Source organism: Macrococcus psychrotolerans (assembly GCF_038095555.1).
Taxonomy (GTDB): domain Bacteria; phylum Bacillota; class Bacilli; order Staphylococcales; family Staphylococcaceae; genus Macrococcoides; species Macrococcoides psychrotolerans.
In genome coordinates this window covers 225147-246383 of the sequence record NZ_CP124591.1, presented here as the reverse complement: position 1 = coordinate 246383, position 21237 = coordinate 225147, and the positions used below count along the sequence as shown (strand labels likewise).

At 37.3% G+C, this 21237-nt stretch carries 35 protein-coding genes and 2 pseudogenes; 1 reads left to right on the top strand and 36 read right to left on the bottom strand.

The annotated features are described in order from the left end of the window. Positions 1–32: 32 nt before the first annotated feature. Positions 33–705: pseudogene (locus QA539_RS01295) on the bottom strand (multicopper oxidase domain-containing protein); the annotation flags it as partial. A gap of 24 nt (positions 706–729) precedes the next feature. Further along, positions 730–2775: a copper-translocating P-type ATPase CopB gene (copB, locus tag QA539_RS01290; protein ID WP_283722257.1), complete on the bottom strand. Its 2046-nt coding sequence runs from the start codon at positions 2773–2775 to the stop codon at positions 730–732. 235 nt (positions 2776–3010) lie between these two features. Between copB and QA539_RS01285 the strand changes: the two are divergent. Beyond that, positions 3011–3421 (top strand): annotated as a pseudogene (locus QA539_RS01285) (IS30 family transposase); the annotation flags it as partial. A gap of 131 nt (positions 3422–3552) precedes the next feature. Here the strand turns inward: QA539_RS01285 and rpsI are convergent. From rpsI to rplD, 34 genes are all read right to left on the bottom strand, one after another. Continuing rightward, positions 3553–3945, bottom strand: coding sequence for a 30S ribosomal protein S9 (gene rpsI, locus QA539_RS01280; protein ID WP_012656136.1), 393 nt, complete (start codon positions 3943–3945; stop codon positions 3553–3555). Between the two features lie 19 nt (positions 3946–3964). Further along, on the bottom strand, positions 3965–4402 hold the full coding sequence (gene rplM, locus QA539_RS01275) for a 50S ribosomal protein L13 (protein ID WP_219493668.1): 438 nt from the start codon (positions 4400–4402) through the stop codon (positions 3965–3967). A gap of 184 nt (positions 4403–4586) precedes the next feature. Then, positions 4587–5408 carry a tRNA pseudouridine(38-40) synthase TruA gene (gene truA, locus QA539_RS01270; RefSeq protein WP_419895288.1) on the bottom strand — a complete coding sequence of 274 codons (822 nt, stop codon included), beginning with the start codon at positions 5406–5408 and terminating at the stop codon, positions 4587–4589. Between the two features lie 9 nt (positions 5409–5417). Then, a complete protein-coding gene (locus QA539_RS01265; RefSeq protein WP_419895287.1) occupies positions 5418–6215 on the bottom strand; it encodes an energy-coupling factor transporter transmembrane component T family protein in 798 nt (265 codons plus the stop codon). Beyond that, positions 6208–7062: an energy-coupling factor transporter ATPase gene (locus tag QA539_RS01260; RefSeq protein WP_419895286.1), complete on the bottom strand. Its 855-nt coding sequence runs from the start codon at positions 7060–7062 to the stop codon at positions 6208–6210. The genes QA539_RS01265 and QA539_RS01260 overlap by 8 nt, the downstream gene beginning before the upstream one ends. Further along, positions 7059–7880 (bottom strand): energy-coupling factor transporter ATPase, encoded by an 822-nt coding sequence (locus tag QA539_RS01255; RefSeq protein WP_419895285.1) that lies wholly within the window; start codon positions 7878–7880, stop codon positions 7059–7061. The genes QA539_RS01260 and QA539_RS01255 overlap by 4 nt, the downstream gene beginning before the upstream one ends. A gap of 267 nt (positions 7881–8147) precedes the next feature. Then, positions 8148–8516 carry a 50S ribosomal protein L17 gene (rplQ, locus tag QA539_RS01250; RefSeq protein WP_012656130.1) on the bottom strand — a complete coding sequence of 123 codons (369 nt, stop codon included), beginning with the start codon at positions 8514–8516 and terminating at the stop codon, positions 8148–8150. A gap of 18 nt (positions 8517–8534) precedes the next feature. After that, the gene (locus QA539_RS01245) at positions 8535–9479 is read right to left on the bottom strand and encodes a DNA-directed RNA polymerase subunit alpha (protein ID WP_219493664.1); all 945 of its coding nucleotides are present in this window, start codon (positions 9477–9479) and stop codon (positions 8535–8537) included. Positions 9480–9559: 80 nt separating this feature from the next. Beyond that, positions 9560–9949, bottom strand: a complete 390-nt coding sequence (gene rpsK / locus QA539_RS01240) for a 30S ribosomal protein S11 (protein WP_012656128.1) — start codon at positions 9947–9949, stop codon at positions 9560–9562. 20 nt (positions 9950–9969) lie between these two features. Continuing rightward, on the bottom strand, positions 9970–10335 hold the full coding sequence (rpsM, locus tag QA539_RS01235) for a 30S ribosomal protein S13 (RefSeq protein ID WP_219493663.1): 366 nt from the start codon (positions 10333–10335) through the stop codon (positions 9970–9972). Positions 10336–10354: 19 nt separating this feature from the next. Beyond that, positions 10355–10468, bottom strand: coding sequence for a 50S ribosomal protein L36 (gene rpmJ / locus QA539_RS01230; protein ID WP_003156543.1), 114 nt, complete (start codon positions 10466–10468; stop codon positions 10355–10357). 35 nt (positions 10469–10503) lie between these two features. Next, positions 10504–10722 carry a translation initiation factor IF-1 gene (infA, locus tag QA539_RS01225; RefSeq protein ID WP_001118443.1) on the bottom strand — a complete coding sequence of 73 codons (219 nt, stop codon included), beginning with the start codon at positions 10720–10722 and terminating at the stop codon, positions 10504–10506. A 20-nt stretch (positions 10723–10742) separates the two neighbouring features. Further along, positions 10743–11024: a KOW motif-containing protein gene (locus QA539_RS01220; RefSeq protein WP_423245834.1), complete on the bottom strand. Its 282-nt coding sequence runs from the start codon at positions 11022–11024 to the stop codon at positions 10743–10745. Between the two features lie 54 nt (positions 11025–11078). Beyond that, entirely contained in the window at positions 11079–11726 is a 648-nt protein-coding gene (locus tag QA539_RS01215; protein WP_219493662.1) for an adenylate kinase, read from the bottom strand. Between the two features lie 17 nt (positions 11727–11743). Continuing rightward, positions 11744–13033, bottom strand: coding sequence for a preprotein translocase subunit SecY (gene secY / locus QA539_RS01210; RefSeq protein ID WP_219493660.1), 1290 nt, complete (start codon positions 13031–13033; stop codon positions 11744–11746). Next, positions 13033–13473: a 50S ribosomal protein L15 gene (rplO, locus tag QA539_RS01205; RefSeq protein WP_086037937.1), complete on the bottom strand. Its 441-nt coding sequence runs from the start codon at positions 13471–13473 to the stop codon at positions 13033–13035. Before rplO ends, secY begins: the two co-directional genes overlap by 1 nt. A gap of 29 nt (positions 13474–13502) precedes the next feature. After that, entirely contained in the window at positions 13503–13682 is a 180-nt protein-coding gene (gene rpmD / locus QA539_RS01200; RefSeq protein WP_012656123.1) for a 50S ribosomal protein L30, read from the bottom strand. 14 nt (positions 13683–13696) lie between these two features. Continuing rightward, positions 13697–14194, bottom strand: a complete 498-nt coding sequence (gene rpsE / locus QA539_RS01195; RefSeq protein WP_012656122.1) for a 30S ribosomal protein S5 — start codon at positions 14192–14194, stop codon at positions 13697–13699. Positions 14195–14212: 18 nt separating this feature from the next. Next, complete coding sequence (rplR, locus tag QA539_RS01190) at positions 14213–14575, bottom strand: 50S ribosomal protein L18 (RefSeq protein ID WP_413474954.1); 363 nt, start codon at positions 14573–14575, stop codon at positions 14213–14215. A gap of 27 nt (positions 14576–14602) precedes the next feature. After that, positions 14603–15139 carry a 50S ribosomal protein L6 gene (gene rplF, locus QA539_RS01185; RefSeq protein ID WP_219493657.1) on the bottom strand — a complete coding sequence of 179 codons (537 nt, stop codon included), beginning with the start codon at positions 15137–15139 and terminating at the stop codon, positions 14603–14605. 29 nt (positions 15140–15168) lie between these two features. Next, positions 15169–15567 carry a 30S ribosomal protein S8 gene (gene rpsH / locus QA539_RS01180; RefSeq protein WP_012656119.1) on the bottom strand — a complete coding sequence of 133 codons (399 nt, stop codon included), beginning with the start codon at positions 15565–15567 and terminating at the stop codon, positions 15169–15171. A gap of 29 nt (positions 15568–15596) precedes the next feature. After that, entirely contained in the window at positions 15597–15782 is a 186-nt protein-coding gene (rpsN, locus tag QA539_RS01175; protein ID WP_008356542.1) for a 30S ribosomal protein S14, read from the bottom strand. A gap of 28 nt (positions 15783–15810) precedes the next feature. Further along, positions 15811–16350 carry a 50S ribosomal protein L5 gene (gene rplE, locus QA539_RS01170; RefSeq protein WP_012656118.1) on the bottom strand — a complete coding sequence of 180 codons (540 nt, stop codon included), beginning with the start codon at positions 16348–16350 and terminating at the stop codon, positions 15811–15813. A 23-nt stretch (positions 16351–16373) separates the two neighbouring features. Beyond that, positions 16374–16682, bottom strand: a complete 309-nt coding sequence (gene rplX, locus QA539_RS01165) for a 50S ribosomal protein L24 (protein ID WP_012656117.1) — start codon at positions 16680–16682, stop codon at positions 16374–16376. 31 nt (positions 16683–16713) lie between these two features. Next, the gene (gene rplN, locus QA539_RS01160; RefSeq protein ID WP_086041702.1) at positions 16714–17082 is read right to left on the bottom strand and encodes a 50S ribosomal protein L14; all 369 of its coding nucleotides are present in this window, start codon (positions 17080–17082) and stop codon (positions 16714–16716) included. 29 nt (positions 17083–17111) lie between these two features. Beyond that, a complete protein-coding gene (gene rpsQ, locus QA539_RS01155; RefSeq protein WP_012656115.1) occupies positions 17112–17375 on the bottom strand; it encodes a 30S ribosomal protein S17 in 264 nt (87 codons plus the stop codon). Between the two features lie 22 nt (positions 17376–17397). Further along, on the bottom strand, positions 17398–17610 hold the full coding sequence (gene rpmC, locus QA539_RS01150) for a 50S ribosomal protein L29 (protein ID WP_041635771.1): 213 nt from the start codon (positions 17608–17610) through the stop codon (positions 17398–17400). Next, a complete protein-coding gene (rplP, locus tag QA539_RS01145) occupies positions 17600–18034 on the bottom strand; it encodes a 50S ribosomal protein L16 (protein ID WP_012656113.1) in 435 nt (144 codons plus the stop codon). The genes rpmC and rplP overlap by 11 nt, the downstream gene beginning before the upstream one ends. A 2-nt stretch (positions 18035–18036) precedes the next feature. Next, positions 18037–18690 (bottom strand): 30S ribosomal protein S3, encoded by a 654-nt coding sequence (rpsC, locus tag QA539_RS01140; protein ID WP_012656112.1) that lies wholly within the window; start codon positions 18688–18690, stop codon positions 18037–18039. Between the two features lie 25 nt (positions 18691–18715). Next, positions 18716–19090 (bottom strand): 50S ribosomal protein L22, encoded by a 375-nt coding sequence (gene rplV / locus QA539_RS01135; RefSeq protein WP_133419693.1) that lies wholly within the window; start codon positions 19088–19090, stop codon positions 18716–18718. A 22-nt stretch (positions 19091–19112) separates the two neighbouring features. Continuing rightward, entirely contained in the window at positions 19113–19391 is a 279-nt protein-coding gene (gene rpsS, locus QA539_RS01130) for a 30S ribosomal protein S19 (protein WP_012656110.1), read from the bottom strand. Between the two features lie 65 nt (positions 19392–19456). After that, positions 19457–20287: a 50S ribosomal protein L2 gene (gene rplB, locus QA539_RS01125; protein ID WP_219493655.1), complete on the bottom strand. Its 831-nt coding sequence runs from the start codon at positions 20285–20287 to the stop codon at positions 19457–19459. Positions 20288–20321: 34 nt separating this feature from the next. Next, entirely contained in the window at positions 20322–20597 is a 276-nt protein-coding gene (rplW, locus tag QA539_RS01120; protein ID WP_012656108.1) for a 50S ribosomal protein L23, read from the bottom strand. Next, positions 20597–21220: a 50S ribosomal protein L4 gene (gene rplD / locus QA539_RS01115; RefSeq protein ID WP_012656107.1), complete on the bottom strand. Its 624-nt coding sequence runs from the start codon at positions 21218–21220 to the stop codon at positions 20597–20599. The genes rplW and rplD overlap by 1 nt, the downstream gene beginning before the upstream one ends. Positions 21221–21237: the final 17 nt, after the last annotated feature.

Genomic DNA, 21237 nt, shown 5'->3' with positions numbered 1-21237 from the left:
TTTTGTTACTTTTATTTGTCCCATCATTCCATTATCTTCATGCTCAAGAATGTTTTATCTTGGATTATCATAGGCAAATCATTTTTCCCATAATTGCTAGGATAATTATTCTTTTTGTCATCCTCTATATATAATAACCCTGATAAACCATTATAAACCTATTTAGCTGTATTTGGGGAGGGGTGGGGATGATACCATAATGTAGCAGCCTCTTGTTTAACCTCAAATTTTATTGTTTTTTCTTTTCCTGGTTTTATAACTTGAGAAGGGCCTCCATCCACTTTTCCATCTATTTCTAACCCATGCCAATGAAATGTTGTATTTTCATCTAAGTTGTTGACTAACTTAATTTTAACCTTATCTCCTTTTTTTATTTTAAGGTTGGGCCAAGTAAATTTCCATTTTATCCTAAAGTGTTAGAGAAATTAACTTTGTAAAATTCTGTCTTTCCTTTTTGCGCTTTTAATGTATAACTTTTATAACCATTGTTATCTTTTTTAGGCTCTAAAACTTTGGGAAATGTTATTTCATTTTTCCTTGTGAAGAATTCAAATTTTTTCTTTCGTCATGACTTTTCATATCCATCATATCAATTCGCTTTTGATCATTTTCTTTCATGTCCATCATGTTATGCTTACCATCTGCAAAAGTATCATTAGGAACCATAAACATTATAGAAAATAACGTAATTAAAATTGTGAACATTTTTATACATTATATTTACCTCTTTTATTTTAATTTTAATGTAAATGCATTAATTGCTACGATAATCGTACTTAAAGACATAAGTATTGCACCCATAGCAGGTGATAATATTAAACCAATAGGAGCTAATATACCAGCTGCAAGAGGAACTGCAATCACGTTATATCCTGCGCCCCACCATAAATTTTGAACCATTTTTTTCATCGTATTTTTTGAAAGGGACAAAAAATTGATAATATCAGAAGGATTACTTTTAACGAGTATGACATCCCCCGATTCAACAGCTACATCTGTCCCTGCGCCAATTGCCATACCAATATCTGCTCTAATAAGGCTTGGCGCATCATTGATACCATCACCAACCATCATGATTTTGCTACCATTGCTTTGATAATCTTGGATAATTCTTTCTTTATCTTCGGGCATCAATTGCGCGTGGACATCACTAATGCCTAATTCTTCAGCCACTGCTTGTGCCACTTCTTTATTATCGCCTGTAAGCATGACTGGCGTAATGTTTCTCGATAATAAATCCGAAACCATTTGTTTTGAACTTTCTTTAATTTTATCCCCTTGTGCGATAATACCAATAACTTGTCGGTCATGAATTAGGTAACTAATAGAATTCCCTTGTTGAGCGAGATTCGTAAATTGTTCTTTATTATAATCAAAATTGCTTTTATCGAGATAAGAAACATTCACTATTTTGAGTTTTTTATTATCAACTGTGCCTTCTAAGCCTACACCTGGAATATTATTAACTTCTTGAGGAGTAGCATATGAAATATTTTTGCCTTTAGCAAAATCAACAATACCAGTGGCAAGTGGATGATTAGAGTTACTTTCTAATGAAGTAAATAGACTCAATATTTCTTCATTATTTAGCTCGTTCGTAAAACTTTCATAGTGATTCACTGAAAAGTTACCTTCAGTAAGTGTCCCAGTTTTATCCATCATGATGTAATCAATGTGTTGTGCGATTTCTATAGATTCTCTGTTTTTTATGATTAAACCATTATGTGCACCTATAGAAGTAGAACGTGCTGTAACTAAAGGTATTGCCAATCCCAATGCATGAGGACAAGCAATAACTAATACGGTTACAAGTCGTTCGAGTGCGAAATCAACGTTATTTTGAATAAGCATCCATACAATAAATGAAATCAGCCCAATTCCTACGGCAAAGTAAAACAAATAACCTGCGACTTTATCCGAGAGGAGTTCAGCTTTTGACTTATCGTTTTGTGCTTGGTTAACAAGACCCATAACTTGAGATAGGTAGCCGTTTTCACCCGTAGCTGTCACTTTAACTTGTATTGTGCCTGAACCATTAATTGAACCCCCAATAACATCATCATTATGAGTTTTATAAACTTTTTTTGATTCGCCAGTAACTAATGATTCATCAATTGATGTTTCTCCTTGAACAATGATTCCGTCTGTAGGTATACTTTCGCCTGCTCTGACTTCCACAATATCGCCAATATGAATATCTGATATTTTAACTTCTTCTCGTTGATTATTATCAATCAGTTTCACTGCAGTATTAGGTAAAAGTTCTGCCATTTTCTTCAGTGCATTGCCTGCATTACCTACTGCGTTCATTTCAATCCAATGACCTAATAACATGATTAAAATTAAAGTCGCTAATTCCCAGAAAAAGTCCATTGTATGTGTGGATGAACCACTGAAGTTATTCATATAAAAGGCGTATAAACTATAAATATAAGCAACTGAAATACCTAGAGCAACAAGCGTCATCATTCCAGGTTTCTTAGTTGAAATTTCATCTTTAGCCCCTGATAAAAATGGCTTTCCTCCATAAAAGAATAAAATAGTAGCAAGAATTAATACAATCCAATCTGACCCTGTAAATGAAAATTGAAACGGTAATTTAATCCCCATCATGGGCGATAAGATAATAATCGGTATCGCAAAAATCAAAGAAATAAAGAATTTAATTTTAAAATTTCCATGATGATGATGTGCATGATCGTCATGACTAGCGTGATTCTCATGTTCTTGATGGCTATGATTCTCATGATTTTGATGTTTTTCATTATTCGGCAAAATAAAACCTCCTAATTTTATATTTTTAGAGATAGTAATAAGATAATGTGAGTATAACATATACCCCCTGAGCGTATATACTATTTAGTATTTTTTATTTTTCAGCGTTCAGAAAATTTGATAGCCATTTAAATAGAAACTTTAGTCTTGGTTTGTCCATCGCCAAAGAAATTGTGGCATTGCATGGAGGAATATTGAAGTTGAGAGCAAACTAGGCACAGGCGCTGGTTTTATACTTGATATCCTGATTATCACTATACGACCTCAAGGTCGCAAGACAGATGATATTGAAGATGCTCTTCACTCTATGTTTTCAGCTTTACCTCCACATATATTTAAATCGATTACTTTCGATTGTGGTAAGGAGTTCTCCAACTGGAAAACAATCTGTAACCGACACGATATCTCAATATTCTTTGCTGACCCCGGCACTCCGTCGCAACGTGGATTGAATGAACATTCTAACGGGATACTTAGACGCAGTGGATTAGATAAAGAATTAGACTTTAATTCAGTCACTGATGATCATATCATTAGTGTTGCTCAAAATATTAATCATCGTCCTAGAAAATCACTGGGCTATAAAACACCATTGGAAGTATTTATGAGTTTCATCGAAGATGAGAAATTGTCTAGCTTATTTTGACAAACGAAAATATAACATGAACTTATCAAGTCCAGGGGTATTAACGGGGTATTATTCATGCACAAACCATATAAAAAAGCACCTCTCGAATAATTTCGAGAAGTGCTGTAAACGTTGATATAGCAACGATATTAACGTTTTGAGAACTGTGGTGAACGACGAGCGCCTTTAAGACCTGGCTTCTTACGTTCTTTCATACGTGGGTCACGTGTTAACATACCCGCGCGTTTTAATGAACCACGGTATTCTGGATCTGCTTCTAATAAAGCACGTGAGATACCATGACGAATAGCTTGTGCTTGACCAGTTAATCCTCCACCATTAACGTTTACTAGAACATCGTAGTTACCTTTAGTTTCAGTGATATCGAATGGTTGGTTTAAGTCTAAAATTAATGATTCAAATGGTAGGTAGTCACGTACGTCACGTCCATTGATAGTGATGTTTCCTTCACCAGGAATTAAACGAACACGTGCTACTGAATGTTTACGACGGCCTGTGCCTTTATATTCAACTTGTGCCAATGTATTGTCCTCCTCTTAATTAACCACGTAACTCGTAGTTTTCAGGTTGTTGTGCTGTATGTGGATGCTCAGCTCCAGCATATACGTGTAACTTCTTGAACATTTTGTCTCCTAAAGAACCTTTAGGTAACATACCTTTGATTGAAGTTTCCATTAAACGCACTGGGTTTTTCTCGCGTAATTCACCAGCAGAGATTGATTTAATTCCGCCTGGGTGATTTGAGTGACGGTAGTAAATTTTGTCTTCTGGTTTGTTACCTGATAAGTAAATTTTCTCAGCGTTGATTAAAATCACGTGATCTCCACAGTCAACGTGTGGTGTGAATGTTGGTTTATGTTTACCGCGTAAGATTGATGCAACTTCAGATGAAAGGCGACCCATAGTCTTACCTTCAGCATCAATTACGTACCATTTGCGGTCAATGTTTGATTCGTTTGCCATGAATGTTTGACGCATAATATTTTCCTCCTAAAATAAAAAAAGTTCCCTCTAAATCCTGTCTATATATCTGTAACACAATAAGTTTCCGGGGCTTATTGTCGTGGTTGATATTAAACAATACCGTTGTTTATCTTATAACATTTTGGTGGTGTTTGTCAATGGTATTCCTATAATTTATGTGTTTATTTTTCATTTTTCGTTAAAGTTGTTCGTCGTTCATCGTATGTTTCTGGTTTTTAAAGATAGTGGCTGTACCTTGTGGTATATCTTGCTTTAATGTTTCAATGTCGAGATAGATTTTCTCCAGGTAGAGTCCTTCTGCTGGTGCGGTCTTGCCTGCTTTTGTTCGGTCTTGTGCCTGAATGATTGCAGGGATACTGTCGCCATCTTTTTGTCCTGTGCCGACGTCGATTAAATACTGCACCATGATGCGCACCATATTGTAGAGGAAGCCGCTTCCGATAACTAAGAAATCATAGCCTTCATGTGTTTCAGTTACTTCAAAGCGGTAAAGTGTGCGTTCTTTATTCTCTATTTCTGTCTTTGCTGAACAGAATGAGGTAAAGTTATGTGTCCCAAGAAAATGTTGTGCTGCGTCGTTCATTTTGTTAACGTCCAGCTTTGTTTTAATGTATGTCATCTGTCCTGTATACATCACGTTACGGTGTTCTGATACGTATACTTTATAGCGGTATGCTTTGCCGATACAGTCGTATCGTGAATGGAAATGTTCACTGATCTTCGTTACTTGTGTAATGTATATGTCGTCAGGTAATGCGGAATTAAAGGCATGCTGCCACTTTGATTCTGGGATTGAGAGTGGTGTATCAAAGTGGACGTATTGCATGCGCGCATGCACACCTTTGTCCGTACGTGATGACGGGTGTATTCGTACAAATTGTTTGTGCATGCGTTTTAATATGCGTTCTAACTCATATTGTACGGTGCGTCCTTCGTTTTGTATCTGAAATCCTTGAAAGTTCGCACCATTATATTGTAGTTGTAATAATATGCGTTCCATAATATGCTCCTAATTTTTTAAATAAAGGATGAGTAGTGTTATCGGTATGAGTGTTAAGAGTGACAAGGTGTCATATATATGCCAGTCGAGTTTACGATATTTCGTGCGACCGACATCCCCTTTATAACCTCTCACTTCCATTGCGATGGCTAAATCTTCTGCGCGTTTGAATGCGGACACGAAGAGTGGTACAAGTAATGGTATTACCGCTTTGATACGCTCTTTAAGCGTTCCTGCTGTCATATCACTACCACGTGACATTTGTGCTTTCATCACTTTTTGTGTTTCATCCATAAGTGTCGGTATAAAACGCAGCGCAATACTCATCATCAGTGCCAGTTCATGAACCGGGAGTTTCAGCCTCTTAAACGGTTTAAGTATAGATTCTATTGCATCTGTGAGTGCAATCGGGCTCGTTGTCAGTGTCATAATCGTCGTTAAGAAGACAATGAGTGTAAAGCGTAAACTAATCATAATCCCCATTATTACCCCTTGTGACTGAATGTTAATGATGCCGTAATCAACGAGTGTCGCACCTCCTTTTGTTAAGAAGACGTGCATGAGCAATGTAAAGATGAGTAAGAATAGTATTGGTTTTAATCCGTTGAACAAAAACATAAACGATAAGTTAGATGCTTTCAATATGATGAATATCAGGATAATGCCTACTGCATAGGACTGCCAGTTATTCATCAAGAAAATTAAGATCATCATTATAAAGACGAAGATCATCTTCATGCGCGGGTCTAACCGATGCACAAAGCTCTGCAAAGGCACAAAGCGTCCGAGAATCATCTTATCAAGCATTGGATTCCCTCCAGTCCTTATACATATCTGCAAACGTTTCTATATTGAGTGCAAGCTTCGGAAACTTTATATTGTGTTTCGCTTCAACTTGTCGTTGCAAAGTAACAATATGTGGTGGATGGATATCATAATATGATAGATCTTTGCTGAATATTGCTTCAGGTGTCCCTTCCTCAACAACAGTGCCTTGATGCATAACATAAAGATAATCACAGCGGGCTGCCTGCTCCATCTGATGGGTCACAAGGATAACAGTAATATTTAATTCGTGCTGTAATTGATGAAACATATCCATAATTTCCTGCTGTCCTTTCGGGTCGAGTCCCGCAGTAGGTTCATCAAGAATCAGCACGTCCGGATTCATTGCAAGCACACCCATTATCGCAATACGTCTCATTTGCCCTCCTGAGAGCTCAAACGGGCTCTTATTTAATATGGACTCTTCCATACCAAATTGTTTTACAAGCTCGTATGCACGTGCTTTAGCGTCTTCTGGTGCTACTCCGTAATTGAGCGGTCCGAACATAATATCTTTTAGCACAGTTTCTTCAAATAATTGCTGTTCAGCAAATTGAAAGACCATGCCAACTTTCTTACGGATCGGTTTTAAGTATTTATTCTTTGTCTTACCTGTAATGGTTAGTCCATCTATCGTAATACTACCTTCAGTTGGCTTAACGAGCGCATTGAAATGCTGAATAACAGTCGACTTTCCAGAGCCTGTGTGGCCGATTATGCCATAAAACATATGTGCTTCAATATGCATATCGATATTATAGAGGGCACGCACTTCAAATGGAGTCCCTTTTGAATAATAATAGCCTAAGTTATTTAATGTAATCGTCATAATTTGTTCAGCAGCTCCATTTCTGTAACAAACGCATCTTCGTTAAAAATCAACCGATTCAGTTTCATCTCAAATGGCAGGTCAAGCCCTATATCGATTAAAGCCTCACTATGGGTATATATTTCTTCAGGTGTCCCACATAAAACAAGTGAACCTTTATTCATCACCAATATACGATCACTCTGAAGCGTTTCTTCTAGGTGATGCGTAATATGTATAACTGTTAAGTTCTTCTCACGTTGTAATTTACGAATCACTTCTAATATTTCTATTCTGCCTTCAGGATCCAGCATACTTGTCGCTTCATCTAATATAATAATATTTGGACTCAATGCAATGACACCTGCAATTGCAACACGCTGTTTCTGCCCGCCAGATAAGTGATGGGGTTCGTGTGTTAAATATGCACCCATATCGACATCATTCAGTGCATCCAGAACGCTTTTATGCATTTCATCGTAAGGAATCCCATAGTTCTCCAGTCCAAACGCAACGTCATCTTCAACAGTTGCACCAACGAATTGATTATCTGGATTTTGAAACACGATTCCAACCTTTTCGTGAACATCGCTAAATGTATCTTCAGTCACATTGATGCCATTTATATAGACTTCACCTTCAGTGACTGGCATGATTGCACCCATAAGTTTAAGTAACGTCGACTTTCCGGAGCCATTATGTCCTACGATGGATATCCATTCTCCATGTTCAATTGTAAATGACACATCGTTCAGTACATATGGGCCATCTTCATAACGATAAGATAAATGATTTACTACGACAGCAGACTGCATATTATCACCTCGAATCTTTTTCATTAGTATAACATGCTATATTCTCTGTTAAACATCCATCAGACATTTAACACAAAAAATAGCTATATAAAACAAAAAACCCGGGATGCCAGGTTTAATGAAAAAAAGCGCGCACCCTGCCAGTTGAGTTCACGCAAGTGGTTATTCAATTTGGCAGGCTACTCTGAGCTAGACAATATCTGTGTGTGGCAAACATTATCGTTGCACTCATTTGCTTAAAGTGTGTGTATGTGTAAGATAAGTGAATCCATATTCTTGATAATTTACTGATTAAACTAATTCGATGATTACCATCTCTGAACCGTCTCCACGACGTGGTCCAACTTTCATAGTTCTAGTGTATCCACCTTGACGCTCAGTGTAACGTGGCGCGATATCAGTGAATAATTTTTGAATTGCGAATTGCGTAGTTTCATCTTCGTTTAAAATTTCAACACGACGTAATACAGTAGCTGCTTGACGACGCGCATGTAAATCTCCACGTTTACCTAAAGTAATTAATTTTTCTACGATTTTACGTAATTCTTTTGCACGCGCTTCAGTCGTTTCGATACGCTCGTTAACGATTAAAGAAGTTGCTAAGTCGCGTAACATTGCTTTACGTTGATCAGACGTACGTCCTAATTTTCTGTAACCCATGAATCGTAACCTCCTTTATCAGTCTTCTTTTCTTAATCCAAGACCTAAGTCTTCTAATTTGAACTTAACTTCTTCTAAAGACTTGCGTCCTAAGTTACGAACTTTCATCATATCAGCTTCTGATTTGTCAGCTAATTCCTGAACAGAATTAATACCTGCACGTTTCAGACAGTTATAAGAACGAACTGATAAATCAAGTTCTTCTATAGACATCTCTAGAACTTTTTCTTTGTGATCTTCTTCTTTTTCAATCATGATTTCAGCATTTTGTGCTTCATCAGTTAAATCAACGAAGATATTTAAATGTTCTGTCATAATCTTGGCACCTAAAGAAATTGCTTCTTGTGGTGTGATCGATCCGTCAGTCCATACATCTAAAGTTAATTTGTCAAAGTTCGTACTTTGACCCACACGTGTATTCTCTACCTGGTAGTTTACACGTTCAACTGGTGTGTAGATTGAATCAACTGGAATAACCCCAATTGGTAAATCACTTGTGTTATTTTCTTCAGCTAAAGTGTAACCGCGTCCTGCATTTGCAATTAAACGCATTTTTAAGTGTCCACCTTTAGATACTGTTGCGATTTTTAAATCTGGATTTAAAATTTCAACATCGCTGTCGTGCATGATATCTTTAGCAGTAACGACACCTTCATCTTTAACATCGATTTCTAACGTTTTATCTTCATCAGAATAGATTTTAAGCGCTAGCTTCTTAATGTTCATGATAATTGATGTAACATCTTCAACAACGTTTTCAACCGCTGAAAATTCATGTAATACGCCTTCGATTTCAATGTTCTTAACAGCCGCACCTGGTAATGAAGATAATAAGATACGACGTAAGGAGTTTCCTAATGTTGTACCATAACCACGTTCTAACGGTTCAACTACGAATTTACCGAATTTAGAATCTTCACTAATTTCTACTGTCTCAATTCTAGGCTTTTCGATTTCAATCATTATATATCCTCCTTCAACAACGTCGAATAATTTTTTTAGTCCTATATACTATTATAAGTGTCCTTGATACTAATTGAAAATTATACGCGACGACGTTTCGGTGGACGACAACCGTTATGTGGAACTGGAGTAACGTCTTTAATTGCTGTAATTTCTAAACCAGCTGATTGTAACGCACGAATTGCTGCTTCACGACCTTGACCAGGTCCTTTAACAGTTACTTCTACAGTTTTTAAGCCATGTTCCATTGCTGCTTTAGAAGCAGTTTCTGAAGCCATTTGAGCTGCGAATGGTGTAGATTTACGAGAACCTCTGAAACCTAATGCACCAGCAGATGACCATGATAAAGCATTACCGAATTCATCAGTAATTGTTACGATTGTATTGTTGAATGTTGAACGGATGTGTGCAACACCGTTTTCAATATTCTTTTTCACTCTACGCTTACGTGATACTTGTTTACGTGCCATTTAGCTCACTCCTTTACTTTTTATTTCTTCTTGTTAGCCACAGTCTTAACTGGACCTTTACGAGTACGTGCATTGTTTTTAGTATTTTGTCCACGTGTTGGTAAACCACGACGGTGACGAATACCTCTATATGATGCAATCTCCATTAAACGTTTGATGTTTAAGTTCACTTCACGACGAAGATCCCCTTCTACTTTGTATCCATCAACGCTTTCACGGATTCTACCTAACTCGTCTTCTGTTAAATCGCGCACACGAGTATCTTCAGAAACGTTAGCTTCTGCTAGAATTTTTTGTGCCGAAGTTCTACCAATACCATAAATGTAAGTTAATGCGATAACTACGCGTTTCTCACGTGGTACGTCTACACCTGCGATACGTGCCATTTATTACACCTCCATTTTCTTATCCTTGTTTTTGTTTGTGTTTCGGATTTTCACAAATTACCATTACTTTACCTTTTCTGCGAATAACTTTACATTTTTCACAAATGGGTTTAACTGATGGTCTTACTTTCATGTTTCTTACCTCCTAATTTAATATTGGAGTTCTTATTATTTATAACGATACGTAATGCGTCCACGAGTTAAATCGTAGGGACTCATTTCTACTGTTACTTTGTCGCCAGGTAGAATACGGATATAGTTCATACGAATTTTACCGCTAACATGCGCTAAGATCTCATGACCATTTTCTAATTCTACTTTAAACATTGCATTTGGTAAAGTATCAAGTACAGTACCTTCTAATTCAATTACATCTTGTTTAGCCATTATCAAATTCCCCCTTTTTATCAAGATTCCGAAATTCGAGCGGTATATTTTTGCAAAACGTAACGTAATTTAGCGTCTGTTACAAAACCTGTTTCAGAAATACTCGATTTAATTTCAGGTGAGATAACATCACTTAGTATTAAATGCGACAGGTTCTTTTTCTTAGGATGTTTCATCTTCCGTTTATCTCCATCTGCAACAAGTACAAATCGTTGATCAATAATAGAAATAATTACTCCATATAGTCCTTTATCTTTGCCACGATTTATCGTGACAATTTGACCAATGTTCGCTTGATTCAAACTGATCACATCCACGCTTGTATCTCACCAAAGAGGTGAATTCTAGGTAAACGATTAAAGCTTTTGTAAAACAGCTTCAACTTCAGCAGTAACATCCTTAATATCTTTCGAACCGTCAATATTAAATAATACACCTTGTTCAGTGTAAAAATCAACAAGTGGTTTCGTTTGTTTGATATTAACATCTAAACGATTTCGAACTGTTTCAGGATTGTCATCTGCACGTTGATATAATTTACCACCGTCGATATCACAGATACCTTCTACTTTAGGTGGATTAAATACTAAATGATAAGTTGTTCCACAAGTTTCACAAATGCGTCGTCCTGTCAGACGATTCATCAGCTCTTCTTCTTGAACGTCAATATTAACAACTGCTTCAATCTTGCGATCAGCTTCTGCTAACATGTCATTCAATGCAACAGCTTGTTCAACTGTTCTTGGAAAACCATCAAGTAAAAATCCGCGCTTAGCATCTTCTTCTAATAATCTTTCACGAACGATACCAATTGTCACTTCATCAGGAACAAGTTCACCGTTGTCCATAAAGCTTTTTGCCTTTTGTCCAAGTTCGGTGTTGTTCTTGATAGCAGCTCTAAACATATCTCCAGTAGAAATATGGGGAATCGGGTATTTCTTAATAATTTCACTCGCTTGAGTTCCTTTACCTGCTCCAGGTAAGCCCATTAAAATGATATTCATAAAATGCCCTCCAGACATTAACGTCTTTTGAATCCTCTATATTCACGCTGACCAAGTTGAGCTTTTAATTGTGCAATTGTTTCTAACGCTACCCCGATTACGATTAATAAACTTGTACCACCAATGCGTAGTGCCTGTGGTAGATTTAAGAAATCAGAAACGAGTAAAGGTAATACTGCAATTGCAGCTAAGAAAATTGACCCAACGAAAGTTAAGCGATAAAGAACTCTCGTAATATAGTTTTGTGTGTTCTTACCAGGACGAATACCTGGTACGTAACTACCTTGCTTTCTTAAATTATCTGCCATTTGTTCAGGATTAACCTGCACAAATGCATAAAAATAAGCAAATAAAATAATTAGTATCACATAAACAACCATACCAATTGGTTGTGCCGGATCAGAATGTGTCGCTAACGTCTTCGCCCACTCAGCTTTAGGGAACAATAACTGTAACGTCTTCGGTAGCATAAAGAATGCCATCGCGAAGATAACTGGAATAACACCTGCTGAATTTACTTTTAAAGGTAAGAAAGTAGCTTGTGGTGCTAAACGATTTGTCGTTGTTCTTTTTGCATATTGAATAGGAATCTTACGTATAGCTTGTAAGAAGAATACAGCGATTGCAGTTAAGATAATCATACCAACCAATATTCCGATCGCTTCTATAATCGCCATCGTCGTGTCATCAGCACCTACAAAACGTTGTTGATAATACTGAGTTAATGATGATGGAATAGATGATAGTATACCACCGAAGATAATAATTGAAATACCATTACCTACACCACGGACTGTAATTTGTTCTCCTAACCACATTAAGAATGCGGTACCAGCTGTTAATACAATAGCGATAAGTAGGAAGTTCCATACGTTTGAGTTGGTGATCAATTGACCTCCAAGCATATTGTTGAAACTATAACTCATACCAAATCCTTGAATGAAAGCCAGTATAATCGTGAAGTAACGTGTAAACTGTGTTAGCTTTTTACGACCCACTTCACCTTGCTTTGACCATTCAGTAAATTTCGGGACGACATCCATCTGTAATAACTGAACTACGATTGATGCAGTGATATAAGGCATAATCCCCATCGCGAGTATTGAGAAGTTTTTAAGTGCACCACCACCAAAGGTATTGAACAAGTCAGTGATACCTTTGTTGGTTTGACTTTCAAATGCTGATGGATTAACACCAGGCACCGGAATATAAGTTCCGATTTTAAAGATAATTAACATTGCGAGTGTAAACATGATCTTGCTACGAATTTCTTTAGTTCTAAAGAAATTGATAAATGTTCTGAACATTAGATCACCTCAGTTGTTCCGCCCTTACCTTCGATTGCTTCTTTAGCAGAAGCTGAGAATTTGTGAGCTTTTACTGTTAATTTCTTAGATAATTCACCGTTTCCTAATACTTTGATTCCAGATTTTTCGTTAGAAACAACACCTGTTTCAATTAATAATGCTGGAGTAATCTCTGTACCATCTTCGAAACGATTTAATTGATCTAAGTTAACAATCGCATAGTCTTTACGGTTGATGTTAGTAAATCCACGTTTTGGTAAACGACGGAATAAAGGTAATTGTCCACCTTCGAAACCTAAGCGTACGCCTCCACCTGAACGAGCCTTTTGCCCTTTGTGTCCACGACCACTTGTTTTACCATTACCTGAAGCCATACCACGACCAACGCGGTTGCGTTCTTTACGAGCACCTTCAACTGGTTTCATTTCATGTAATTTCATTTCGGCACCTCCTTTTATTGATAATTATATTATAATTCTTTAACTGTCACTAAGTGACTTACTTTGTTAATTTGCCCACGAATCGCAGGGTTGTCTTCAACTTCTACTGATGAATGCATCTTAGTTAAACCAAGAGCTTTAACAGTTTTACGTTGTGTCTCAGGACGACCGATGATACTACGAGTGAGGGTGATTTGAATTTTAGCCATTTTGAATGCCCTCCTTAATTGTATAATTCTTCGACTGATTTACCACGTAATTTTGCAACATCTTCAGCAACTTTAAGTTCTTTTAAACCTTCAACAGTAGCGCGAACCATGTTGATTGGTGTGTTAGATCCTAAAGATTTAGAAAGAATGTCAGTAATACCTGCTAATTCTAACACGGCACGGACTGGTCCACCAGCGATAACTCCTGTACCAGGTGCTGCCGGCTTAATTAATACGCTTCCTGCACCAAATCTTCCTGTAACTTCGTGAGGTGTAGTACCTTTCACACGAGGAACAGTGATTAAGTTTTTCTTAGCATCTTCAATTGCTTTCTTAATTGCTTCTGGTACTTCTTGAGCTTTACCAGTACCGAAACCAACGCGACCATTTTTGTCACCGACAACAACTAAAGCAGTGAAACGCATACGACGTCCACCCTTAACAACTTTAGATACACGGTTGATCGTTACTACGCGTTCTTCAAATTCTTTAACTTCTTTTTCACGACGCATTAAGAGTTCCTCCTTTTATTAAAATTCTAGACCGTTTTCACGAGCTGCATCAGCTAATGCTTTCACACGTCCATGGAATAAGTATCCTCCACGGTCAAATACAACTGCTTTAACGCCTTTTTCAACTGCTAACTTTGCTACTGCTTCGCCAACTTTAACTGCAGCTTCTACGTTAGAAGTTGTTTCAAGTCCTAAGTTTTTATCTTGTGTTGATGCTTGAGCTAAAGTTACACCTTTAACGTCATCAATCACTTGTGCATAGATGTGTTTGTTTGAACGATATACGTTTAAACGTGGACGCTCAGTAGTTCCAGCTAATCTGCTACGTACACGAGCGTGTCTTTTCATACGCACTTTATTCTTATCGATTTTAGTGATCATGAATATTCTCCTTTCCTATTTTAGAGATTACTTACCAGTTTTACCTTCTTTACGACGAACATATTCGCCTTCGTAACGAACCCCTTTACCTTTGTAAGGCTCTGGTGGACGAGTAGCACGGATGTTTGAAGCAATTGCTCCAACACGCTCTTTAGAAATACCTTCAACTTTTACTTTCGTGTTTTTATCTACTGATAAAGTAATGCCTTCTTCAGCCACGATTTCGATAGGATGAGAGTATCCAACGTTAAGGATTAAGTTTTTACCTTGCATTTGTGCACGGTAACCAACCCCGATTAATTCTAAGTTCTTTTCGAATCCTTTAGAAACACCTTCAACCATGTTTGCGATTAAAGCACGAGTAGTTCCGTGGATTGTTTTATGAGCTTTAGAATCAGATGGACGAACTACTTCTAAAGTATTGTCTTCTAATTTATATGTCATTTCTTCGTTAAATGTACGCGTTAATTCACCTTTAGGTCCTTTAACTGTAACAGTATTACCGTCGATTTTAATTTCAACACCACTTGGGATGTCAATAATCTTTTTACCAACACGACTCATTTGTCGGCACCTCCTTCTTTAATTAATTCTTACCAGATGTAAGCTAATACTTCTCCACCAATATTACGTTGACGCGCTTCTTTATCAGTTAATACACCTTCAGAAGTTGAAACTAATGCGATACCTAAACCATTTAAGACTTTTGGTAATTCATCAGCTTTAGCGTAAACACGTAAACCAGGTTTTGAAATACGTTTTAAACCAGTGATAACACGTTCGTTGTTAGCACCGTATTTTAAGAACATACGGATAACACCTTGTTTGTCATCTTCGATATATTCAACACTTTTTACGAATCCTTCACGTTTAAGGATTTCAGCAATTTCTTTTTTGATGTTTGATGCAGGTAATTCTAATTTCTCGTGACGTACCATGTTTGCGTTACGTACGCGAGTTAGCATATCTGCGATTGGATCTGACATAGTCATTTAAAATATCCTCCTTTCAGGTTTGAATTTTACCAGCTTGCTTTTTTAACGCCAGGTATCTGACCTTTATAAGCTAATTCACGGAAACAAATACGGCAAAGTTTGAATTTGCGTATTACTGAGTGCGGACGTCCGCAACGTTCACAACGAGTATATTCTTGTACTTTAAACTTTTGTTTACGCTGTTGTTTAGCGATCATTGATTTTTTAGCCACTAAATTTAGCCTCCTTTTATATTAGAGATTACTTTTGAAATGGCATACCGAATTGTGTTAACAATTCACGAGCTTCCTCGTCAGTGTTAGCAGTCGTTACGATAACAATATCCATTCCACGTGTTTTACTTACTTTATCATAATCGATTTCAGGGAAAATTAATTGTTCTTTTACACCTAATGTGTAGTTACCGCGACCATCAAACGCTTTGTTTGAAATACCACGGAAGTCACGTACACGAGGTAATGAAACGTTAACTAATTTATCAAAGAATTCATACATTCTTTCGCCACGTAAAGTAACTTTAGCCCCGATAGGCATACCTTCACGTAAACGGAATGTTGCGATTGATTTTTTTGCTTTAGTAACCATTGGTTTTTGACCTGTGATTGCTTGTAGTTCTTCAACTGCTGAGTCTAAAACTTTAGAGTTTTGAACTGCATCACCGATACCCATGTTTACTACGATTTTTTCAATTTTTGGCACTTCCATGATTGATGAGTATTCAAACTTTTTCATCATTTCAGGAGTGATTTCATTTAAGAATTTTTCTTTTAAACGTGTCAATGTGAGAACCTCCTTCCAGATAATTATTTAATGATTTCTCCAGATTTCTTTGCTACACGTACTTTTTTACCGTCTTCTATCTTTGTACCAACACGTGTTGGTTTGTTTGTCTTTGGATCTAATAACATAACATTTGAAACATGAATTGCAGCTTCGAATTCTGTGATGCCGCCTTCAGGATTCATTTGAGTAGGTTTTTGGTGTTTTTTTACGATGTTAACACCTTCAACAACTACGCGATCTCTTTTAGGAAGTGCTTCAATTACAGTTCCTGTTTTACCTTTATCTTTACCTGTGATAACGATAACTTTGTCGCCTTTTTTAATATGCATGTCGTAGACACCTCCTCTTAATTAGTGTTTATTATAATACTTCAGGTGCTAATGATACGATTTTCATGAAGTTACCTTCACGTAATTCACGTGCAACAGGTCCGAAGATACGTGTTCCACGAGGTCCTTTGTCATCACGGATGATAACACAAGCGTTCTCATCAAATTTGATGTATGAACCGTCATTACGACGAACACCAGATTTAGTACGAACGATAACAGCTTTAACAACGTCACCCTTTTTAACAACGCCACCTGGTGTAGCATTTTTAACTGTACATACGATTACGTCACCAATGTTAGCTGTTTTACGGCCAGATCCGCCTAATACTTTAATAGTTAATACTTCACGAGCACCAGAGTTATCTGCTACTTTTAAGCGTGATTCTTGTTGGATCATTCGAGTTACCTCCTTTATCTAATTTCTTATTAAATGATTACTGATTCTTCAACAACTTCTACTAAACGGAAGCGTTTTGTAGCTGATAAAGGACGTGTTTCCATAATCTTAACGATATCGCCCATTTTAGCTGTATTGTTTTCATCATGTGCTTTGTATTTTTTAGAATACTTTACACGTTTGCCGTATAAAGAATGTGTTTTGTAAGTTTCTACTACAACTGTGATTGTTTTATCCATTTTGTCAGATACAACTTTACCTGTGTAGACTTTACGATTGTTTCTTTCGCTCACAAGAGTACCCTCCTATCAAAAATTATTTTTGTTCAGTTTTTTGTTGCTCGATTTCTCTTTCACGTACAACAGTTTTCATACGCGCGATTGATTTTTTAACTTCGCGAATACGTGCTGTATTTTCAAGTTGACCTGTAGCTAACTGAAAGCGTAGGTTGAAAAGTTCCTCTTTAAGCGACTTTACTTTAGTTTCAATTTCTGAAGTGGTTAAATCTCTAATTTCCTTAGCTTTCATTTGTGTCACCACCCAATTCTTCACGTTTTACAAACTTAGTTTTCACTGGTAGTTTGTGAGATGCTAAACGCAATGCTTCGCGTGCTACTTCTTCAGGTACACCCGCGATTTCAAACATAATACGTCCAGGTTTTACTACTGCTACCCATCCTTCAACTGCACCTTTACCAGAACCCATACGTACTTCTAAAGGTTTTTTAGTGTAAGGTGTGTGAGGGAAAATTTTAATCCAGACTTTTCCGCCACGTTTCATGTAACGAGTCATTGCAATACGAGCTGATTCAATTTGACGAGAAGTGATCCAAGCAGCTGTTGTTGCTTGTAAACCATATTCACCAAATGTTACTTCGTTTCCGCCTTTTGAACGACCAGTTGTTTTAGGTCTATGTTGACGACGGTATTTTACACGTTTTGGTAATAACATTATTATTTTCCTCCTTCACTAGACTTCTTTGTAGGAAGAACTTCTCCACGATAGATCCATACTTTAACACCAAGTTTACCGTAAGTAGTGTCTGCTTCAGCATGTGCATAATCGATGTCAGCACGTAATGTATGAAGTGGAACAGTTCCTTCTGAATATTGTTCAGCACGCGCGATGTCTGCGCCGCCTAAACGTCCTGATACTTGAGTCTTGATACCTTTAGCACCTAACTTCATAGCACGTTGGATCGCTTGTTTTTGAGCACGACGGAATGATACACGGTTTTCTAATTGACGTGCAATGTTTTCCGCTACTAATCTTGCATCCATATCAACTTTCTTAACTTCTACAACGTTAATGTGAACACGTTTACCAGTTAAGCTGTTTAAGTTGTTACGTAATTTTTCAATTTCTGAACCGCCTTTACCGATAACCATACCAGGTTTACCAGTGTGGATAGCGATGTTTACGCGATTTGCTGCGCGTTCGATTTCTACACGAGAAACAGAAGCGTCTTTTAAGTTTTCTTCGATATATTTACGAACTTTTAAGTCTTCATGTAATAAAGTTGCGAAATCTTTTTCTGCAAACCATTTCGCATCCCAGTCACGAATAATTCCGACACGAAGTCCGATTGGATTAATTTTTTGACCCACTGTATTCCCTCCTTAATGAGATATATTATTTTGCTTCTTCTTGAGCTTCAGTGTTTGAAGTTTTAACTTCTTTATCAGCTACAACGATAGTGATGTGGCTTGTACGTTTATTGATGGCACTTGCACGACCTTGTGCACGTGGACGGAAACGTTTTAAAGTTGGTCCTTCGTTTGCATAAGCTTCTTTAACAACTAAAGTATCGATATTCATATCATAGTTATGTTCTGCATTTGCTAATGCTGACATTAATAACTTTTCAACTACTGGTGATGATGCTTTATTTGTTAATTTTAAAATAGCAATAGCTTCCGCTACTTCTTTACCTCTGATAAGATCTAAAACTAATCTCACTTTACGAGGTGCGATTCTGATTGTTCTTGCAACCGCTTTTGCTTCCATGGTTATTCCTCCTTATCTGAAATTAGCGTTTAGTTTTCTTGTCGTCTGCACCGTGACCTTTGTAAGTACGTGTAGGTGCGAATTCTCCTAATTTATGTCCAACCATATCTTCAGTTACGTATACAGGTACGTGTTTACGACCATCGTATACTGCGATAGTGTGTCCAATAAAGTTTGGGAAAATTGTAGAGCGACGTGACCAAGTTTTGATTACTGTTTTTTTGCCGCCTTCCTCTAATGCTTCAACTTTTTTCATTAAGTGATCATCGATGAAAGGTCCTTTTTTAAGACTACGAGCCATTATGGCGCCTCCCTCATTCTTACTGCTACGTTAGCGGCTAGGCCGCTAACTTGAGTAAGTTATTATTATTTTTTACGTCCACGAACGATAAGTTTGTTAGAACGGTTTTTCTTCTTACGAGTTTTCTTACCAAGAGTTGGTTTACCCCATGGTGACATTGGAGATGGACGACCGATTGAAGTACGACCTTCACCACCACCGTGTGGGTGATCGTTAGGGTTCATTACAGAACCACGAACTGTAGGACGGATACCTTTCCATCTTGAACGTCCGGCTTTACCGATGTTGATTAATTCATGTTGTTCATTACCAACTTGACCGATTGTAGCACGGCAACTTGATAGAATCATACGAACTTCACCAGATTTTAAGCGAACTAATACGTATTTACCTTCTTTACCAAGTACTTGAGCACTTGCTCCAGCAGAACGTACTAATTGTCCACCTTTACCAGGTTTTAACTCGATATTGTGGATAACTGTACCAACTGGGATATTTTGAAGTGGTAAACAGTTACCTACTTTAATATCTGCTTCTGGTCCGTTAACTACTTGAGTTCCTACAGTTAAACCTTTAGGTGCGATGATGTATCGTTTCTCACCATCTAAGTAATGTAATAATGCGATATTTGCTGAACGGTTTGGATCGTACTCGATCGTTGCCACTTTCGCAGGGATACCATCTTTATTACGTTTGAAATCAATAATACGGTATTGACGCTTATGACCGCCACCTCTGTGACGTACAGTTAACTTACCTTGGTTATTACGTCCCGCTTTTCTCGGAAGGGGAGCAAGTAATGACTTTTCAGGTGACGTTGACGTAATTTCAGCGAAATCTGAACCTGTCATATTACGACGACCGTTTGTTATTGGCTTATAATGTTTAATTGCCATTGTCGTTTTACCTCCTTAATGGTAAATGTTTATTTTAGTTGAAGAAGTCGATTGAACCTTCTTTTAAAGTTACGATCGCTTTTCTTCTTTTGTTTGTGTAACCGTTGTAACGGCCAACACGTTTTTTCTTAGCTTTGTAGTTCATAACGTTTACTTTATCAACTTTTACATTGAAGATATCTTCAATTGCAATTTTGATTTGTGTTTTGTTAGCACGTGTATCTACATCAAAAGTGTATTTATCTTGTGCCATTTGTTCAGATGAACGTTCAGTGATAACGGGGCGCTTAATAATATCGCGATTTTCCATTAACCAAGCACCTCCTCTACTTTTTCAACTGCACCTTTAGTCATTACTACTTGGTTCGCATGAACGATATCTAATACGTTTAAGCCAGTAGTAGTAATAACAGTTACGCCAGGAATGTTACGTGCTGATAAAGCTACGTTTACATCTTCAGCTTCAACGACAAACAATACCTTTTTAGGTAATTCTAAAGTTGTTGTCATGTTTTTGAATTCTTTTGTTTTAGGAGCATCAAATGTTAATGATTCTAAAACTGTAAATGCGTTTTCTTGTACTTTCGCTGATAAAGCAGAACGTAAAGCTAAACGACGCATTTTCTTAGGCATTTTGTATGAATAACTTCTTGGTGTTGGTCCGAATACGATACCGCCACCACGCCATTGTGGCGCACGGATTGTACCTTGACGTGCACGACCTGTACCTTTTTGTTTCCAAGGTTTACGTCCACCACCGCTCACTGCTGAACGATTTTTGACTGCGTGAGTACCTTGACGCATTGAAGCTCTTTGTAAGTTGATCGCTTCGAATAATACATGTTGATTAGGTTCGATTCCGAATACGTTATCGTTTAATTCGATTGAACCCGCTTTTGTTCCATCTACTTTTAATACATCATAATTAGCCATTATGTTATTTCCTCCTT

Coding starts and splice junctions, on each gene's coding strand:
- rplD (WP_012656107.1), bottom strand. CDS start 21,220: ATGGCTAATTATGATGTATTAAAAGTAGATGGAACAAAAGCGGGTTCA.
- rplO (WP_086037937.1), bottom strand. CDS start 13,473: ATGAAATTACATGAAATGAAACCAGTTGAAGGTGCTCGTAAAGAACGC.
- rplN (WP_086041702.1), bottom strand. CDS start 17,082: ATGATCCAACAAGAATCACGCTTAAAAGTAGCAGATAACTCTGGTGCT.
- truA (WP_419895288.1), bottom strand. CDS start 5,408: ATGGAACGCATATTATTACAACTACAATATAATGGTGCGAACTTTCAA.
- rpmD (WP_012656123.1), bottom strand. CDS start 13,682: ATGGCTAAAATTCAAATCACCCTCACTCGTAGTATCATCGGTCGTCCT.
- rplM (WP_219493668.1), bottom strand. CDS start 4,402: ATGCGTCAAACATTCATGGCAAACGAATCAAACATTGACCGCAAATGG.
- infA (WP_001118443.1), bottom strand. CDS start 10,722: ATGGCTAAACAAGATGTAATTGAATTAGAAGGTACTGTACTTGATACT.
- rplR (WP_413474954.1), bottom strand. CDS start 14,575: ATGATCACTAAAATCGATAAGAATAAAGTGCGTATGAAAAGACACGCT.
- rpmC (WP_041635771.1), bottom strand. CDS start 17,610: ATGAAAGCTAAGGAAATTAGAGATTTAACCACTTCAGAAATTGAAACT.
- rpmJ (WP_003156543.1), bottom strand. CDS start 10,468: ATGAAAGTAAGACCATCAGTTAAACCCATTTGTGAAAAATGTAAAGTT.
- rplV (WP_133419693.1), bottom strand. CDS start 19,090: ATGGAAGCAAAAGCGGTTGCAAGAACAATCAGAATCGCACCTCGTAAA.
- rpsS (WP_012656110.1), bottom strand. CDS start 19,391: ATGGCTCGTAGTCTTAAAAAAGGACCTTTCATCGATGATCACTTAATG.
- QA539_RS01245 (WP_219493664.1), bottom strand. CDS start 9,479: ATGATTGAAATCGAAAAGCCTAGAATTGAGACAGTAGAAATTAGTGAA.
- rplP (WP_012656113.1), bottom strand. CDS start 18,034: ATGTTATTACCAAAACGTGTAAAATACCGTCGTCAACATAGACCTAAA.
- QA539_RS01265 (WP_419895287.1), bottom strand. CDS start 6,215: ATGCTTGATAAGATGATTCTCGGACGCTTTGTGCCTTTGCAGAGCTTT.
- rpsM (WP_219493663.1), bottom strand. CDS start 10,335: ATGGCACGTATCGCAGGTGTAGACGTACCACGTGAGAAACGCGTAGTT.
- rpsH (WP_012656119.1), bottom strand. CDS start 15,567: ATGACTATGTCAGATCCAATCGCAGATATGCTAACTCGCGTACGTAAC.
- rplX (WP_012656117.1), bottom strand. CDS start 16,682: ATGCATATTAAAAAAGGCGACAAAGTTATCGTTATCACAGGTAAAGAT.
- rplW (WP_012656108.1), bottom strand. CDS start 20,597: ATGGAAAATCGCGATATTATTAAGCGCCCCGTTATCACTGAACGTTCA.
- rplB (WP_219493655.1), bottom strand. CDS start 20,287: ATGGCAATTAAACATTATAAGCCAATAACAAACGGTCGTCGTAATATG.
- rplF (WP_219493657.1), bottom strand. CDS start 15,139: ATGAGTCGTGTTGGTAAAAAGATTATTGACATCCCAAGTGGTGTTGAA.
- rpsE (WP_012656122.1), bottom strand. CDS start 14,194: ATGCGTCGTGAAAAAGAAGTTAAAGAATTTGAAGAACGCGTAGTAACG.
- QA539_RS01255 (WP_419895285.1), bottom strand. CDS start 7,880: ATGAAAAAGATTCGAGGTGATAATATGCAGTCTGCTGTCGTAGTAAAT.
- QA539_RS01260 (WP_419895286.1), bottom strand. CDS start 7,062: ATGACGATTACATTAAATAACTTAGGCTATTATTATTCAAAAGGGACT.
- rplQ (WP_012656130.1), bottom strand. CDS start 8,516: ATGGGTTACAGAAAATTAGGACGTACGTCTGATCAACGTAAAGCAATG.
- QA539_RS01215 (WP_219493662.1), bottom strand. CDS start 11,726: ATGAATATCATTTTAATGGGCTTACCTGGAGCAGGTAAAGGAACTCAA.
- secY (WP_219493660.1), bottom strand. CDS start 13,033: ATGTTCAGAACATTTATCAATTTCTTTAGAACTAAAGAAATTCGTAGC.
- rpsK (WP_012656128.1), bottom strand. CDS start 9,949: ATGGCACGTAAACAAGTATCACGTAAGCGTAGAGTGAAAAAGAATATT.